The sequence below is a fragment of the Elusimicrobiota bacterium genome, from assembly GCA_016180815.1.
Taxonomy (GTDB): Bacteria; Elusimicrobiota; Elusimicrobia; order JACQPE01; family JACQPE01; genus JACPAN01.
On sequence record JACPAN010000006.1, the window covers coordinates 93,865 to 108,724 of the forward strand.

Annotated in this window: 16 protein-coding genes; 14 read left to right on the forward strand and 2 right to left on the reverse strand. The window is 54.9% G+C overall.

Annotated features, from left to right (window positions below):
• Positions 1–4: 4 nt before the first annotated feature.
• Positions 5–1,285 (reverse strand): DNA helicase UvrD, encoded by a 1,281-nt coding sequence (locus HYT79_02910; GenBank protein MBI2069526.1) that lies wholly within the window; start codon positions 1,283–1,285, stop codon positions 5–7.
• A gap of 123 nt (positions 1,286–1,408) precedes the next feature.
• Between HYT79_02910 and HYT79_02915 the strand changes: the two genes are divergently transcribed.
• Positions 1,409–1,951: a hypothetical protein gene (locus HYT79_02915; protein ID MBI2069527.1), complete on the forward strand. Its 543-nt coding sequence runs from the start codon at positions 1,409–1,411 to the stop codon at positions 1,949–1,951.
• Positions 1,952–1,953: 2 nt separating this feature from the next.
• Here HYT79_02915 and HYT79_02920 read toward each other — a convergent pair whose 3' ends face one another.
• Entirely contained in the window at positions 1,954–2,547 is a 594-nt protein-coding gene (locus HYT79_02920; protein MBI2069528.1) for a hypothetical protein, read from the reverse strand.
• 152 nt (positions 2,548–2,699) lie between these two features.
• Here HYT79_02920 and HYT79_02925 point away from each other — a divergent pair, with 152 nt between their 5' ends.
• From HYT79_02925 to HYT79_02985, 13 genes are all read left to right on the forward strand, one after another.
• A complete protein-coding gene (locus HYT79_02925; protein ID MBI2069529.1) occupies positions 2,700–3,737 on the forward strand; it encodes a mechanosensitive ion channel family protein in 1,038 nt (345 codons plus the stop codon).
• A complete protein-coding gene (locus HYT79_02930) occupies positions 3,637–4,965 on the forward strand; it encodes an ABC transporter substrate-binding protein (protein ID MBI2069530.1) in 1,329 nt (442 codons plus the stop codon). Before HYT79_02925 ends, HYT79_02930 begins: the two co-directional genes overlap by 101 nt.
• The gene (locus HYT79_02935; protein ID MBI2069531.1) at positions 4,965–5,801 is read left to right on the forward strand and encodes a sugar ABC transporter permease; all 837 of its coding nucleotides are present in this window, start codon (positions 4,965–4,967) and stop codon (positions 5,799–5,801) included. Before HYT79_02930 ends, HYT79_02935 begins: the two co-directional genes overlap by 1 nt.
• On the forward strand, positions 5,788–6,615 hold the full coding sequence (locus tag HYT79_02940; GenBank protein ID MBI2069532.1) for a carbohydrate ABC transporter permease: 828 nt from the start codon (positions 5,788–5,790) through the stop codon (positions 6,613–6,615). The genes HYT79_02935 and HYT79_02940 overlap by 14 nt, the downstream gene beginning before the upstream one ends.
• A gap of 9 nt (positions 6,616–6,624) precedes the next feature.
• Positions 6,625–7,692: an ABC transporter ATP-binding protein gene (locus HYT79_02945; GenBank protein MBI2069533.1), complete on the forward strand. Its 1,068-nt coding sequence runs from the start codon at positions 6,625–6,627 to the stop codon at positions 7,690–7,692.
• Positions 7,693–7,739: 47 nt separating this feature from the next.
• Entirely contained in the window at positions 7,740–9,113 is a 1,374-nt protein-coding gene (locus HYT79_02950; GenBank protein MBI2069534.1) for an MFS transporter, read from the forward strand.
• A 3-nt stretch (positions 9,114–9,116) separates the two neighbouring features.
• Positions 9,117–9,863, forward strand: coding sequence for a haloacid dehalogenase-like hydrolase (locus tag HYT79_02955; protein ID MBI2069535.1), 747 nt, complete (start codon positions 9,117–9,119; stop codon positions 9,861–9,863).
• Positions 9,864–9,888: 25 nt separating this feature from the next.
• Entirely contained in the window at positions 9,889–10,422 is a 534-nt protein-coding gene (locus HYT79_02960) for a transcriptional repressor (GenBank protein MBI2069536.1), read from the forward strand.
• Between the two features lie 68 nt (positions 10,423–10,490).
• Positions 10,491–11,543: an FAD:protein FMN transferase gene (locus HYT79_02965; GenBank protein MBI2069537.1), complete on the forward strand. Its 1,053-nt coding sequence runs from the start codon at positions 10,491–10,493 to the stop codon at positions 11,541–11,543.
• A gap of 10 nt (positions 11,544–11,553) precedes the next feature.
• A complete protein-coding gene (locus HYT79_02970) occupies positions 11,554–12,870 on the forward strand; it encodes a hypothetical protein (GenBank protein MBI2069538.1) in 1,317 nt (438 codons plus the stop codon).
• An 8-nt stretch (positions 12,871–12,878) separates the two neighbouring features.
• Positions 12,879–13,382 carry an FMN-binding protein gene (locus tag HYT79_02975; protein ID MBI2069539.1) on the forward strand — a complete coding sequence of 168 codons (504 nt, stop codon included), beginning with the start codon at positions 12,879–12,881 and terminating at the stop codon, positions 13,380–13,382.
• Positions 13,379–13,876 (forward strand): hypothetical protein, encoded by a 498-nt coding sequence (locus tag HYT79_02980; GenBank protein MBI2069540.1) that lies wholly within the window; start codon positions 13,379–13,381, stop codon positions 13,874–13,876. Before HYT79_02975 ends, HYT79_02980 begins: the two co-directional genes overlap by 4 nt.
• A gap of 28 nt (positions 13,877–13,904) precedes the next feature.
• Positions 13,905–14,855 carry a hypothetical protein gene (locus HYT79_02985; protein MBI2069541.1) on the forward strand — a complete coding sequence of 317 codons (951 nt, stop codon included), beginning with the start codon at positions 13,905–13,907 and terminating at the stop codon, positions 14,853–14,855.
• The last annotated feature ends 5 nt before the right edge of the window (positions 14,856–14,860 follow it).

A 14,860-nucleotide genomic window follows, 5' to 3' on the forward strand; every position in this document is an offset into this window, starting at 1 on the left:
ACGTTTAGAAAAGAGACGGCTCTTCGGTTTTTACGAAATCCGATTCTTTAAGCGCGCGGATCACGCCGTACTCGCCGTCATAGCCGGCTTGAACGCTGACTTTTCCCTGGCGCATCCGGGAAATGGCCAAGGCCAGAAGGGGAAATTCGGTTTCGAGCCGTTCCATGGGGAGCTCTCTTAGAATGTTCAATTCCGGCCCGAAATTATTCAACAGCCGGTGGTATTGACGATCCACCTTCACGCTGCCGGGCTTGACCCTGAAGGTTTCGGCGATTAGTTCTTTCAGAGGCACGATATGTTCAAATCCGGCGGCCTGCCGAGGGGTTGTTCCTTCCGGACGATCCGCCAATTTTTCGACGCGGTGAAGAACGCCGACCGTGACCGGGGTTTGGCAGACCGGGCAAAGGTTGCGCCGTTTAATTGTTTCAGAGGGCGTCAGGCGCGTTTGACATTTGCGGTGCCCGTCCACGTGGTATTTGCCTTCTTCCGGGAAGAATTCCAGCGTTTTAAGCAGCCGTCCAGGGCCTTTTTGTTTCATGGCGTCGAAGAGCCCGCGATAGGAAAGCTCGGTATCGAAAAGATTGGTTTCGCGCGCTAATTTTTCCGGGGAGTGGGCGTCCGAATTGGAAATCAAGGTGATCCGGTCCAGGCCTGAGATGCGCCGGTTCATGGACGGGTCCGAGGACAATCCCGTTTCAATGGCGAAAATTTGAGGCGTCAAATCCTCGAAGCATTCCTCGAGGGAATCAAAGCCGGATTCCGAGCCGAAAATGGCGAAATGAGGCGTCCAGGCATGGGCCGGAATCAAGCAGGCTTCGGGGGAAGCGTTGAGTACGATGTCGAGCAAATTTTTCGAATCCAGGCCCAAAATCGGCCGCCCGTCGGAGCGGATATTACCGATTTTTTCCAAGGCTTTGTTGATTTTTTCCGCGACTTCAAAAGAGGGCGCAAACACCAGGTGATGAACTTTACGCACCCGTGCTCCCTTTTTATAAATGCAGCTGATTTCAACGCCCAAAACGAAGCGGACTTGGGACCGGCAGGAAGCCGGGATGTTGTCGTCAACGCGCCGGGCCGGTTCTTTTTTTAAGGCGAACAGTCCGTCCTCAGCCGACTCCAGATGTTCTTTGAGTTCGGCGATCCATTTGGGATGAGTGAAATCACCGGTGGTGAGCACGGTGATGCCTTTGAGCTGGCACCAGCGGTACAGGGATTGAGGCGTCAACTCCCGGCTGCAGGCCCGCGATAAATGGGAATGAATGTGGAGATCAGCGACGATGCGCATGAAAATTGCCTTGCCCGTTTATCCTATCATAATCACCGGTTAACGATTGCGAAGGGGACTGCTGGGGTCCCGCCTGAGGCGGGCCAGCGTCCTCGTAGCTCTGCGAATGAGGAGGTTGTTGATATGAAAAAGCGCTATTTACCGTTTGTTTTAGTCGCGGCCGCCGCGATTTATCCGGTTTCAGCCGAAGAAGGGGCGGAAGAATTTCAGGAACCCAAGCAGGAGCTCACGAACGAAGCGATCGAAGGTCAGAAAGCTTATTTAGACGAACTTTTGCAAAAACGGATTGAAGCGATTGAGCGCGAATTTTCCGAAGAGCAGACCTTCCGCGTGATGATGAAGGGCGAGCGGATCGCTTTTGAGCGGAGCATGCTCGGCGAACGCAAGTCTTTTTTGGATACCTTAAAAAACATGCCGCCCGACGCGCGGCGCGCGTCCATCCTGCAGTTCAATCAGAGGCAGCGGGAGAGCCGCCGGAAATTTCATGAATCTCAGAAGAAAAGGCGCGAGGATTTTCAAAGCGCCCGCCAAGGCCGCAGAGAGGAGCACCGTCAGGAACATAAGACCGATCGTGAAAAAATGAAGGAAGATCGGCGTCAAAAAAGAGAAGCGTTGAAGGAGAAGCGGCGGGAAAGCAGGAAATCGGATCAGGGCGCCAAGCCTTAGCGTTAGGGAGTTGCCGGTTCGGCGCGCGTATAAATCGTGCAACCGGTCCTGCGTCGCGTAAGGCGACAAACGGCGTCGGCGACGTTTTGTTGATTGACGGTTTCAGGGGTTTCAGGATCAAATTCGATTTGAACGGCCCCTTTTTTATTGGCCCTGGCCCAGAATTCTCCTTCCCGCCATCGGGTCACAGGGCTGTTGATCGCTGCGGGTACGCCATTGGCGCCGATTCGGTAGTATTGATAATTGGTTCTAACGGCGCTGAAATACCCGGAAAAAAGCAATAAGTAACGGGCAAGCCTATCAGGTTTATCATCACCGCAATCAGGGTTATCCCAAGTGCCGCCGATTCGTTCTATGGCCGCCGGGTCGAAGCCCTGCTCCGTCTGCGGAAATCCTGCCGTCCACCCTTCTTCCGCCGCTCTCGCTTGAATTTGGTCGGGGCATGTATTCAAGAGAATGTCTCCATACCAATCCCTCAGTTTTTCGGGCGGAGAAGCTTCCGCTTGATCAGGGGGAGGCGTGCAAACGCCCAGGTCGCCGCCGTCGCATGTGTAGTCATCGGCCAGCGCCGGAATATTTAAGGCTGAAATAAGCATCGATAGGACGATTAGGTATCGGTAAACCATCTCTATCTATTTAACAGACTCGTAGATTTTTTGCCAGGCAGCCAATGCGCGCCCTTGGGGGAGCCGGTTGGATCAGCGCGACCCCTTGACGATGGGGCGCCATGCGGGATATAACGCCCTTGATGAAAATGTCTTTTTTACAACCTTGGATCGCGCCCTTGATTTTGGCCGGCCTTGGCATTTTAGCCGGGTATCTTTTTGATCGCGTTGTTTTGGGCCGCTTGGGCCGATTGTTTCAAACCACGAAATCCGTCATCGACGACGTTCTGTTGGAGACATTCGGCGGCCATATCGGCTTGTGGCTGGTTTTAGCCGGTTTGGCGGCTGCGGCCCAGACCGCGCCTATCGCAGGCGCTCATCGAGCCCTGGCGGCGAAGATTTTGGTTTCAGCTTTCTTTTTCTCCGTCACTTGGGCTTCAGCCCGCCTGGCCGGGGATTTGATGCGCCGTTTCAGCGCGCAGCGCGCTATTTCCCAGGCTATGGCCGGACTCATGAACAACTTAGTCAAAATCGCGGTGATTGCCCTGGGTGTGCTGCTGATTCTTTCCAACCTGGGCATTTCCATCACCCCGTTGTTGACGGCCTTGGGCGTCGGGTCGTTGGCCGTGGCTTTAGCTCTTCAAGACACATTGACCAATTTATTTTCCGGCATTCATATCGTCGCGAGCAATTTGGTGGAAGTGGGCGATTATGTGAAGCTTGATTCCGGCCAGGAGGGCGTTGTCATGGATATTAATTGGCGCACCACGCGCATTAAAGAATTGCCTAATAACGTCATCCTCGTCCCCAACGCCAAGCTGGCCCAGGCCATCATCATTAATTACGCCCGACCGGAGCCTGAAACCGCGGTTTTGGTTCAGATGGGCGTTTCTTATGATGCCGATCTGCAAAAAGTGGAGCGTGTGACTATTGAAGCGGCCAAAGATGTGCAACAAACCGTTGACGGCGCGGTCAAAAACTTCGATCCCTTCATCCGCTACCATACCTTCGGCGATTCTTCGATCAATTTCACCGTGATCCTGCGCGCCCGGCAATTCACCGACCGGTTTTTAATTACGCATGAATTCATCAAACGTATCCACGAACGCTATCGAAAAGAAGGCATCGAGATTCCGTTTCCGCAGCGCGTGGTTCATCTTTATGATGCGCACGCCGTTTAAGAAACTCATTCCCGGTTTGTTCGCGTTGGCTTTGGCCGGCTGCAAGGGCGAATCTTCCGGGAAAATTTTGGTGCGGTTCTTGGAGGCCCCTGATGTCGGCGGCGCGTGGGCTCAAATCATTGAAAGTTTTGAGAGGGCCAATCCTTCCATTGACGTCGTGATGGTTGAAGGGCCGGCCGCCACCAACGCCCGTGAGGACATGTATGCCACGGCTTTTTTGACGGGCGCGGACGCTTATGATGTGGTTTACATGGACGTGGTTTGGGTGGCCAAATTCGCGGCGCAGGATTGGCTGCTCCCTTTGGATTCATTCATCAACGCGGAGGAGCTCGACAATTTTTTGCCCGGGGACATGGCCGGTTCCTATTATCAGGGGCGTCTTTATCGCGTCCCGGCTCAGGCCGACGCCGGCGTCCTTTATTATCGAAAGGATTTGCTCGAGCAGCATGGAATCCGCCCGCCGGAAACCTTCGACGAATTATTGGCTTTAGCCCGACGCTTCCACCATCCACCGGAGTTTTACGGTTTGGTTTTTCAAGGTAAACAATACGAGGGATTGACCTGCAATTTTCTCGAGTATCTTTGGGGCATGGGCGGCGAGCTGTTTAATGAAGACGGGACCGTGGCCGTCGGCGCCCCGGCGCGTCAAGCCTTGGGATTCATGACCGATCTCATCCGCAAGCATGAGCTCGTTCCCAAAGGCATTTTGACTTATCAGGAAGAGGAGTCCCGACATTTATTTCAAGAGGGCAAAGCGCTTTTTATGCGCAATTGGCCTTATGCCTATACCTTAATGCAGCAGGAAGGCTCTCCCGTGCGAGGGAAAGTCGGTTTGATGCCTATGGTCAAGAAAAAAGGCGCTTCCCCGGCCGCTACCTTGGGCGGATGGGGCTTGGGCGTGGCGCGTTTTTCTAAAAATCCCGCTGCGGCGTTGGCGTTCATTCGCTATGCAACCAGTCCGGAGGCCCAGAAATTGCGCTATTTGAAATCCGGACTTTTGCCGACGCAAGAAAGCCTGTACCGCGATTCGGAGCTCTTGAAGAGCTCGCCTCATTTAAAAGATATTCACGCGATTTTGATCAAAGCGCGCCCGCGTCCCGTTCATCCGCAATATGCCCGCATTTCGGACGCGGTGCAAAAAGAAGTGAGCGCGGCTTTGGCCGGGAAAATAGGACCCGATAACGCCGTCGCCAATATGGAGCGACGCTTGAAAGAGATCGTCCGGTAATGCCGGCGTCCGTGGGCCGACGCTGGCTTTATTGCCTGCCGGTTGGGCTATTGTCCGCCGTTTTTATTTTTTTGCCCGCCGTCACCTGCATCGTCTTGGCCGCGCAAGACCCCGGGTTGTTCCTGCGCATGGTCAAAGACGGCGAGTTTTGGGCCACATTGGGCAATACCGTCGGGTTCGCTTTTTTCTCGGTGAGCTCGGAACTGGTATTGGGCTTGGCCCTGGCCTTGCTGCTTAATGCGCGTTTTGCGGGGCGGGGATTCGTCCGCGCCGCCGTCCTTATTCCTTGGGCTTTGCCCGCGGCCATCATGGCCATGGGCTGGTCCTGGATGCTGCATGATCATTACGGCGTTATCGGCGACGCCCTCGGGCGTTTGGGTTTTTTGTCCGGCCATCAAAAGGCCTGGCTGGCTGAAACCGGCTGGGCTCGTTTTTGGATCGTGGCCACCGATGTTTGGAAAACCACGCCGTTCGTCGCCTTGATCGCGTTGACCGGATTATGTTCGATTCCGAACGATATCTTGGAAGCGGCGAAAATGGACGGCGCCGGCGCTTGGGCGCGCTTTCGTTTGGTTATTCTGCCGTTGATCAAACCTTATTTGCTGACGGCCCTTTTGTTCCGCGCCATCCAGGCCTTCGGGATTTTCGATCATATTTGGGTGATGACCGGCGGAGGCCCGGCCGGAGCGACCAAAACCTTGGCGCTTTACATTTATGAAGTCGTGTTCCGCTATTTGGACTTGCGCTACGGCGCGGCATTAACCTTGGCCTTGGCCGCGATTGTGATTCTCTTCGCCGGGGCGGGGCGTCTGGTGATGCGTCATGGCGAGGTTTAAATTTCTGATTGTTGCGGCCGCGGCTTTAGCCGCGGCCTGGAGTCTGGCTCCTTTTTTATGGCAGGCGGCGAGCTCGGTCAAATCAACCGCCGAGATTTTTCGCACCCCGATTACCTATTGGCCTCGGCATTGGACATTGACCAATTATGGCGATCTTTTTTTCGTGCGTCCCTTCGCTCGTTATATCGCCAACTCGCTGTTGATCGCCGGAGCTTCCTCTATCTTGTCTTGCGCCGCCGCGGCCCTGGCCGCTTATGCATTGACGCGTTTGGGTTTGGCCAAAGCAGTTTTGTTGGCGCGTTTGGTTTTGTTGGCCGCGCTTTTGCCCCCGACATTGCTGGTCATCCCTCTGTATAAAGTCATCCAAAGCATGGGCTTGATCAATCATCCCTTGGGGTTGATTCTTTGTTACGCTACGCTGAATCTGCCCCTAGCCTTGTGGCTGTTGACCCATGCCTTTCGGCAATTTCCTTTGGAAATCGAGGAAGCGGCAAAATTGGACGGATTCGGTTCGTGGGCTATTTTTTGGCGATTCATACTGCCGTTGTCTTTGCCTGCGGTCGTGACCAGCGCGATTTTGGTTTTTATTTTTTCTTGGAACGAATTTCTGCTCGCCTTGGTGTTGATGACCCAGGACGCCCGCCGCACCGCGCCCGTAGGCATCGCCATGCTCTCCGGAGTATCAAGTTACGAAATTCCATGGAATCAAATCGCGGCTGCGGTGGTGGCGACGACCTTGCCCATCGTTGCCTTGGTTTTGGCCTTTGAGCGGCGCATCGTTGAGGGCCTGACCGCCGGAGCGGTTAAAGGGTAAGGAACTCCCATGGACCGTCTTGTTTTATCTGGTATCGTCAAACATTTCAATAAAATTCCTATTTTGTCCGGCATCGACCTTCGCGTGCGGGAGGGGGAATTCGTTTCGCTTTTGGGCCCCTCCGGATGCGGCAAGACCACGTTATTGCGCCTGATCGCGGGGCTGGAAAGGCCGGATGAAGGACGGATACTGCTGACCGGCCGGTTGCTCAACGATGTGCCCGCCGAAAAAAGAAACATCGCCATGGTTTTTCAAAGCTATGCGCTGTACCCGCATTTGAGCGTGCGCAAAAACATCGCTTTGGCGCTCGAACTCAGAAAAACCGACCCCGCTGAAATCGACCGCCGCGTCCGCGAGGCGGCGGGGCTTTTGGATATCGCCGGGTTGCTCAACCGCCGGCCGCGAGAGCTTTCCGGTGGACAGCGCCAGCGCGTGGCGTTGGCCCGCGCCATTGTACGGGAGCCCGCTGTTTTTCTGTTGGATGAGCCCTTGTCCAATCTTGACGCTTTATTACGCGAAAAAACGCGGGCCGAGCTGAAACTGCTGTTTCGCCGTTTGGGCGGCACGGTGGTTTATGTGACGCACGACCAAATCGAAGCCCTGACCCTTTCCGACAAAATCGTGCTGTTGAATCAGGGCTGCATCGAGCAGGAGGGGACGCCCGACGAACTTTACCGCAATCCCCAAAGCATGTTCACGGCCTCTTTTATCGGAAGTCCGCAAATCAATTGGGTCGGAGGGAGGCTCGAAGGGCGCCGCTTCAGCGGACCGTCCTTTACGGTAAAAATTGCCGATGTGCCGGATCAAGCTTCAGGGGAGGCCATGTTGGGGTTGAGGCCCGATGAAATCGTTTTTGCCGCGTCCGCCGGTCCTTCCTGCGCGCCGGCCGAGATTGTTTTGGGAGAAGCCATGGGCCGTCAAACTCTATGGACGCTCAAGCTAAACAGCGGCGTGGAAATCCGCGTTTTATCCGTCCACCCAAATCCCGGCGCCGCCGGTCAAAAGGTTCATCTTGATTTCGCCGGTTGCCGCTTGCATTGTTTCGACGCCGCTACGGGCCGGCGCCTCAATCTCTGATATAATTTCTTTTCGTTTTTATCAACCATCAACAAAGAGGTGCTTCGATGATGACGGCAACAGACGTTTCGGACGCAGTCCGCCCCGTTCACTCCCAAGAATACCGCCGCCGCCGGTTTTTAAACTGGTTCCCCTTGGGCATCACTTACGCCACCTTCTATATGTCCCGGTACAATTTAAACGTCGCTTCCACGGAATTCATGAGCCGTTTCGATTGGACAAAGGCTCAATTCGGTTTGATCGCCACCGCCGGCTTCTGGACTTACGCCCTTTCCGTCATTTTAAACGGCCCCCTGACCGATCGCATCGGCGGGCGCAAGGCGATTTTAACCGCGGCGTTGGGCACGGCCGCGATCAATATTTTGGTCGGCGTTTTGTTCCTTAATGCCTGGGCGACCAAGGTGTTGGTCGGCATGAGTTTGCTCTGGGCCGTCAATATGTATTTTCAATCCTTTGCCGCATTGGCCATCGTCAAGATCAACGCGCCATGGTTTCATGTGCGCGAAAGGGGCGTCTTCGGCGGCGTGTTCGGCATTATGATTTCCTCGGGCTATTTTTTGGCCATGACCATCGGCGGATGGATTTTAGCCGGTTTGCCTTGGTACGCGGTGTTTCTCATTCCCTCGGCCGCGGTGCTGACCATGTATTTGATCGACCGGCGCTTCATCGCCGATAATCCGAAAGAAGCGGGTTTCGCTGATTTCAACACCGGCGACGCGACAAGCCATCATACCGACAAGGAAAAACCCGTTGACTTGGGCTACCTGATCAGGAATGTGTTGGCGAATCCCGTGATTTTGACCTTGATGGCGGCTGAGTTCTGCACCGGTTTTGTTCGTCAGGGCGTGCTGCTTTGGTTCGTGCCTTTTTTAAAAGAGGTGCATCACGTTCATCACGGCACCGCGCTTTTTTCTTTGGCCACCATCGGCATCACGGTGGGGGGCATTTGCGGCGGGCTTCTGTGCGGTTTTCTTTCGGATAAGATGTTCCAATCCCGCCGCCCTCCGGTCGCTTTTATTTTCTACATGGGTCAAATCGTTTCGCTGGTTGTTTTAGGCCTGGTTCAGGCGCCGGCGGCCGCCGCTTTTATGGTCGGGTTCACCTGCATGTGGGTGTTCGGCGTTCACGGCATGTTGACCGGAACCGCGTCCATGGATTTCGGGGGGACCAGGGCCGCGGCCACGGTCACCGGACTGTTGGACGGGGTTCAATATATCGCCGCGGGCTTAACCGGTTTTCTTCTGGGCCGCTTCCTGGACGCGTACGGATGGAGCGCCTGGACGTACATGATCGTTCCTTTCTCGCTGGCCGGGGGCTTGTTGATGCTTAAGCTTTGGAACGCCACCCCGAAAAACACCAAGGTCCGCATCCCGCCGAAAACCCAAACGCCGGAACCTGAGCGCGAATTGGCGGGGGTTTAACCGATGATTGCGCCGGCTCTTGTTCAGGCTCAGTCCGAAGTTTTAAGGGCGGTTCTTAAAAAAATCGAAGAAACCGCGACGCCCGGATTAAAGCCTGCGGTTATTTTTGATTTGGACGATACGTTGTTGTCGACATCGTTTCGCCATGTGCGTATTTTGAAGGAATTCGCGGCCCATCCGGAAACTCAACAAAATTATCCCAGGGAGGCCAGCGCCCTTTTATTAGTCGAACCCGATTCCACGCGTTATCTGATCACTGATACGGCGCGCGCCGCCGGGGTTCATGACGAAGGATTGTTGTCCTTATTGCGCGATTTTTGGTTCGCCCGTTTTTTTAAGAATGATTATTTGACCGTGGATAAACCGCTGTTGGGCGCCGTAGCTTATTGCGTCGAAGTTCTGGCGGCGGGCGGGCGTATCATCTATTTGACGGGGCGCGATGACGGCATGAAAGAGGGGACGCTGCTGAACCTATCGCGGAACGGATTCCCCATGCCCGATGGCGAGTCCATCAGGCTGATCTTAAAGCCTCGTTTCGATATGCCGGATTTGGAGTATAAGAGGGATGTCTTCGAAAATTTATTGAATCAAGGGGGCGTGTCCGCCGGTTTCGACAACGAGCCCGCCTATGTGGATTTGCTGGCCGATTATTTTCCGCGCGCGGCCGCCGTGTTCGTGGACAGCCGGCACTCGGGAAAAGTCGCCGAGCCCAGGGTCGGGCTCCCTTGGATTAAGAATTTCCTCTTTTAATTTCCTATATTGAAATAGAATTTCAATGAAGGAAACAGCCGAACTCGTCTATTTTCCCACCTGGACCGCGGGCCGTAAAGGCTACGCCGAACGCATCCGTCAGCTTTTTGAAGAATATTTAAACGAGAAGGGTTTAAAGCAAACCACGCAGCGCCAGGCGATTTTGGATTATTTGCTGCAAGCCAGCCGGCATTTAAGCCAAGAGGATATTTACCGGGCGTTGAAATCACGGGGAATCGGCCGGGTCACGGTGTTTCGGGCTTTGAAAACGCTCGAAGACTGCGGGCTCGTTGCCCGGGTCAGCGGCCCCGGCGCCATGGCCCGCTACGAGGTCAAGAAAGAGCGCCCGCATCATGATCATTTGATCTGCGTCGACTGCGGCGCGATTTTGGAAGTCCGCTGGCCCGAGGTCGAGCGCCTGCAGGATAGAACCTGCCGCGATGTTGAGTTTACCCCGCTCTGGCACCGGCACGAGATTTTCGGCCGCTGTAAAAACTGCGGCCAAGCGCCGGGGCCCGTCACCGGCCGGTCCCACCCGGCGAATACCCGGAAAAAATAAGCCATGCTAAAAATAAAACGCCCAAAGCTTGCATTGCAATTGAAATTAAATTTCAATATGATCCCATTGTGATGAATCGGCCGTTATTGTTATTCGTTGCGGCCTGGGTCGCTTTGACCGGGGCGGCCGAAGCCGCCCAAACGCGCCGGACCCGCTACCTGATGGGCACGCTGTGCGAAATATCCGCGCATGGGCCCCAGGATAAAGCGTTGGAGGCGGCCGTCGGACGCGCCTTTGATGAGATCGCCAGGCTCGAGGGCATGATGAGCAATTGGCGCTCGAGCAGCGAGGTCAATCGTTTGAACCGGCAGGGTCGCCGTCCCTTGGTTTTAAGCCCGGAGCTTTTCGACGTGCTGTCAACCGGACAGAACATCGCGCGGGAGAGCGGCGGGGCTTTTGACATGACGGTCGGACCGTTGATCGAGCTATGGGATTTGCGCGGCAGCGGGCGCGTGCCTTCGTCCGGTGAAATTGCTCGGACGCGCCGAAGGGTTGGTTTTAAGCATTTGCGTCTTGATCCTCGAAGCCGCAGCGCAACCTTTATTAGAGAAGGCATGGCCGTTGATTTGGGCGGAATCGCCAAGGGCTATGCGTTGGATCAAGCCGCGCAAATTTTGATGAACAACGGCGCGCGGGGCGCCATGCTTAATTTCGGCGGGCAGATTTTGGTGGCCGGGGAACCATTCGAGGGTCGCCGTTGGACAATTGAAATCGCCCACCCCGCGCGCGCCGGCGTTCCCCATCGTTTGGAGCTGGTCAAGGGTTCGGCGTCCACGTCGTCTCAGAGGGAACGCTTTATTGAATCCGAAGGGAAGGCGATCGGCCATGTGCTTGACCCTGGCAACGGCCGCCCGGCGTCTTTTCAAGGTTCGGTCACGGTGATCGCGCCCACGGCCGTGGAAGCGGATGCGTTGTCCACGGCCCTTTTGGTTATGGACCAGAAAAAAGGATTGGCTTTTATCGAACGTCAAGAGCAGGCCGCCGCTCTTTATTATGTGCCCGGGATTGATTCAAGCGAGCCCTGGCAAGTGAAGGCATCCAAGCGATTGAGTCTTTATCAGATTTCGGATAAGCAACCGGCATCGTCGGGGGTTGATGCCCGGGCCGCTGGAAATCAATAGGAGGAAAAAAATGAAATACGCATTGTTGATCGCCATGTTGTGCGGGGCTCAGGCTTCGGCTCAACAAACAACCCCTGTGGAAGAACTTGAGCGAAGAATCGACATCTTAAGCCGTGAAGTGGAGAAACTCAAATTAGGCGACACGGCCGCCGAACCCGCCTATCAATCGGCTTACGGCTTTGCCCCGGCCGCGGCCAAGGTGTACCACATCAATCGGGGCGTTTCCATCGGCGGGTACGGAGAAATGACGGTTCAGGACTTCAAAGGCACAAAGGACAACGGGGCCGCTTCGGGCAAAAAACGCGAAGCGGATTTTCTTCGCGCCATTGTGTACACAGGATTCAAATTCACCGACCGCATCCTGTTTAATTCCGAAATTGAATTTGAACATGCGACAACCGGAGGCGGAGCCGGCGCCAGAGGCGAAGCCAGCCTTGAATTCGCCTACCTTGATTTTTTCTTGGCCAAACCGCTGGCTGTGCGGGCCGGTCTTTTGCTGGTGCCCGTGGGATTCGTCAATGAGCTGCATGAACCCACGATTTTTCACGGCTCAAGGCGTCCCAACGTGGAATCGAATATTATCCCCACCACATGGCGGGAAAATGGGGCCGGCCTTTTCGGCGAGTTGGGGCCGTTGAGTTATCGGACTTATGTGATGACGGGCTTGCAGGCCGTTAAAGACGCTGATTTGGCCGCCGGCGTTAAAGGGCCCGTCCAAGGATTCAGCGCCTCAAGCGTTTTGAGGAACGCAAGGTCCAAGGGCGCCAAAAGTCAGGCGGAGGATTTGGCTTGGATCGGGCGTCTCGATTACAAAGGGATACCCGGAATTCTTTTGGGCGGCTCCTTTTATAGCGGCCAGGCCGGGCAAAATAATACCAATGCCGCGGGTGAGGATATCGACGCTCCCGTAACCCTTTCCGAAATGCATGGATCGGCGGAATACCGCGGCGTGGAGATCAAAGCCCTCTATGCTCAAGGAAGCATCGGAGATGCGGCCGATATCAATACTAAAAACGGCTTGGCAGGCAATGCCTCGGTGGGCGAACGTTTCTACGGCGGTTATGCGCAGGCGGCTTATGATGTTTTGTCCTTGCTGGGCTCAAAACAATACCTGGCTCCGTTCATCCGTTACGAAAAATACGATACACAACAAAGGGTGCCCGGCGGATTTTCCCGGAATCCGGCCAATAAACGAACGGAATACACTTACGGGTTGACGTACAAGCCTCATCCCAACACGGTGATTAAGGCTGATTGGCAGAACATGAAAGATGACGCTGATACGGGGGTGGACCAATTCAATTTAGCCGTTGGTTATCTCTTTTAACGATTCTCTTGACCCTGGCCTGGGCACAAACCCCCGCCCAGGCCAGGGTCCTGCTCACCCAGGATCAGGCGCTGGCGATCGCTTTTCCGGGCGCGCGCGTCGAACGCCGGACGGTTTTTTTGACCAAAGAGCAGATGGCCCGGATTGAAAAAAAAGCCAAAGCCAAAGTCGCTGATGAGATGTTCGCCTACTATGTTGCCCGCAGCACGGACGGCATTTTAGGCTATGCTTTTTTTGAAAGCCATATCGTGCGCACCATGCCGGAAACGTTTATGGTTGCTTTAAATCCGGGAGGCGATATCCGCGTTGTCGAACTATTGGCTTTCTATGAGCCCGAGGATTACAAGCCTCATCCCAAATGGCTGAGAACATTCAAGGGCCGCGAGTTAAGCGATCAGCTTTGGGTCAAGCGAGGCCTGCGCAACATAGCCGGCGCCACGCTCACGGCCCAGGCCATTGCCGAAGGTGTGCGCCGCATTTTGGCCGTCTATGAGGTCGCCGTCAAACAATGAAGTACATGCAAAACGGGGGATTCCAGCACAATCCCCATATGCGCCTGACCCTGCTCCTGACCTGCCTGCTTCTGGCGGGGTTATGGGTGACGAACGGGCTTCTTTATTTTTCCAGGATGGGGCTGACGCCTCAGTCGGTGGTAAATTATTACCTGGGTTCGGAGGCGAATTTCACCTTGCCCCGGACGTACCAGTCCATGCTCGAAGTGACGCATATGCATTTGCCCATGATGGCTTTGGTTATTTTACTGGTCACTCATTTGTTGATTTTCGCTCCGTTCAGCGATCGGGCGAAGAAAGTGTTCATTAGCGGAACATTCCTGGCCGCTTTTTTGGGCGAAGCATCAGGATGGCTGGTACGCTTCGTTAATCCGGTTTTTGCCTGGCTGAAAATCGTTTCGTTCGTAACCCTGGAGTGTTTGTTTGGATTTTTGCTGGCAGCGTTGATTTTATTTTTGATGAAAAGCTCCGTCCGTCGCCATCCCCGAACATGATCGAATCAAAAATTCTAAAGTACGCATCATGCTTCGTCGGTTGAGCCTGGTAGCACTCTTGGCATCGGCGGCCCCGGCTGTTTGGGCTCAGGCCAAGGCGCCCATCGCCGTTCTTTTGCTGGCCCACGGCGGTTCGGCCAAATGGGACGCCCAAATCACCCAGGTTAAAAAAGCCGTGGAGAAGGCGGGCTATCCGGTTGAGATCGCGCTCGGCATGGCGGATCCCGCCAATATCGAAAAGGCCCTGGCAAAGCTTTCGGCCAAACGGCCTTCCAAAGTCGTGTGCGTGCCGATTTTGATCAGCTCCAACTCGGAGTTGTACGAGCAATTCGCTTATGTTCTCGGCTTGCGCGAACAACCATCGGCCGATTTTTTAGAAGGCATGCGCCAAGCCGCCAAGTTGGGCCAAGGCGAGGAGCGTTCAGCCGGCTTCGGCAAAAAGGGCCGGGACAAGGGCCATGATCATCGCCACCACACAAGCCTCGACGCCAGGCAGGTGAAGACCAAACTTGATCTTAAATTAGCCTCGGCTTTGGATGACCATCCCTACGTGGCGCAGATTTTGTTGGCCCGCGCGCGCGCAGTTTCCAAAAATCCGGCGAAAGAGATCGTCGCCATCGTGTCTCATGGGCCTTATACGGACGCTATGGAAGGCCCATGGATGGAAACCGCGGATAAAGCGGCCAGGCAATTGGCCCAGTTGGGCGGTTTCGCCGAAGCCAAGGCTTTTAATATGAGGGATGACGCGCCCATCCCTGTCCGGCAAGCCAAGGCGAAAGAATTGCGGGCGTATTGTCAGCAGCGCTCCAAAGAGGGCAAACAAATCATTATCGTGCCTCATCTGGTCTCCATGAACGGGATTGAGAAGCATATCACCAAAGCTTTGGACGGACTCTTTTATAAAATAAGCCGGGAAGCCCTTCTGCCTCACCCGCTGGTGGAGCAATGGGTTCTGGCCCAGATTAAAAGTCATGAGTGAAATAA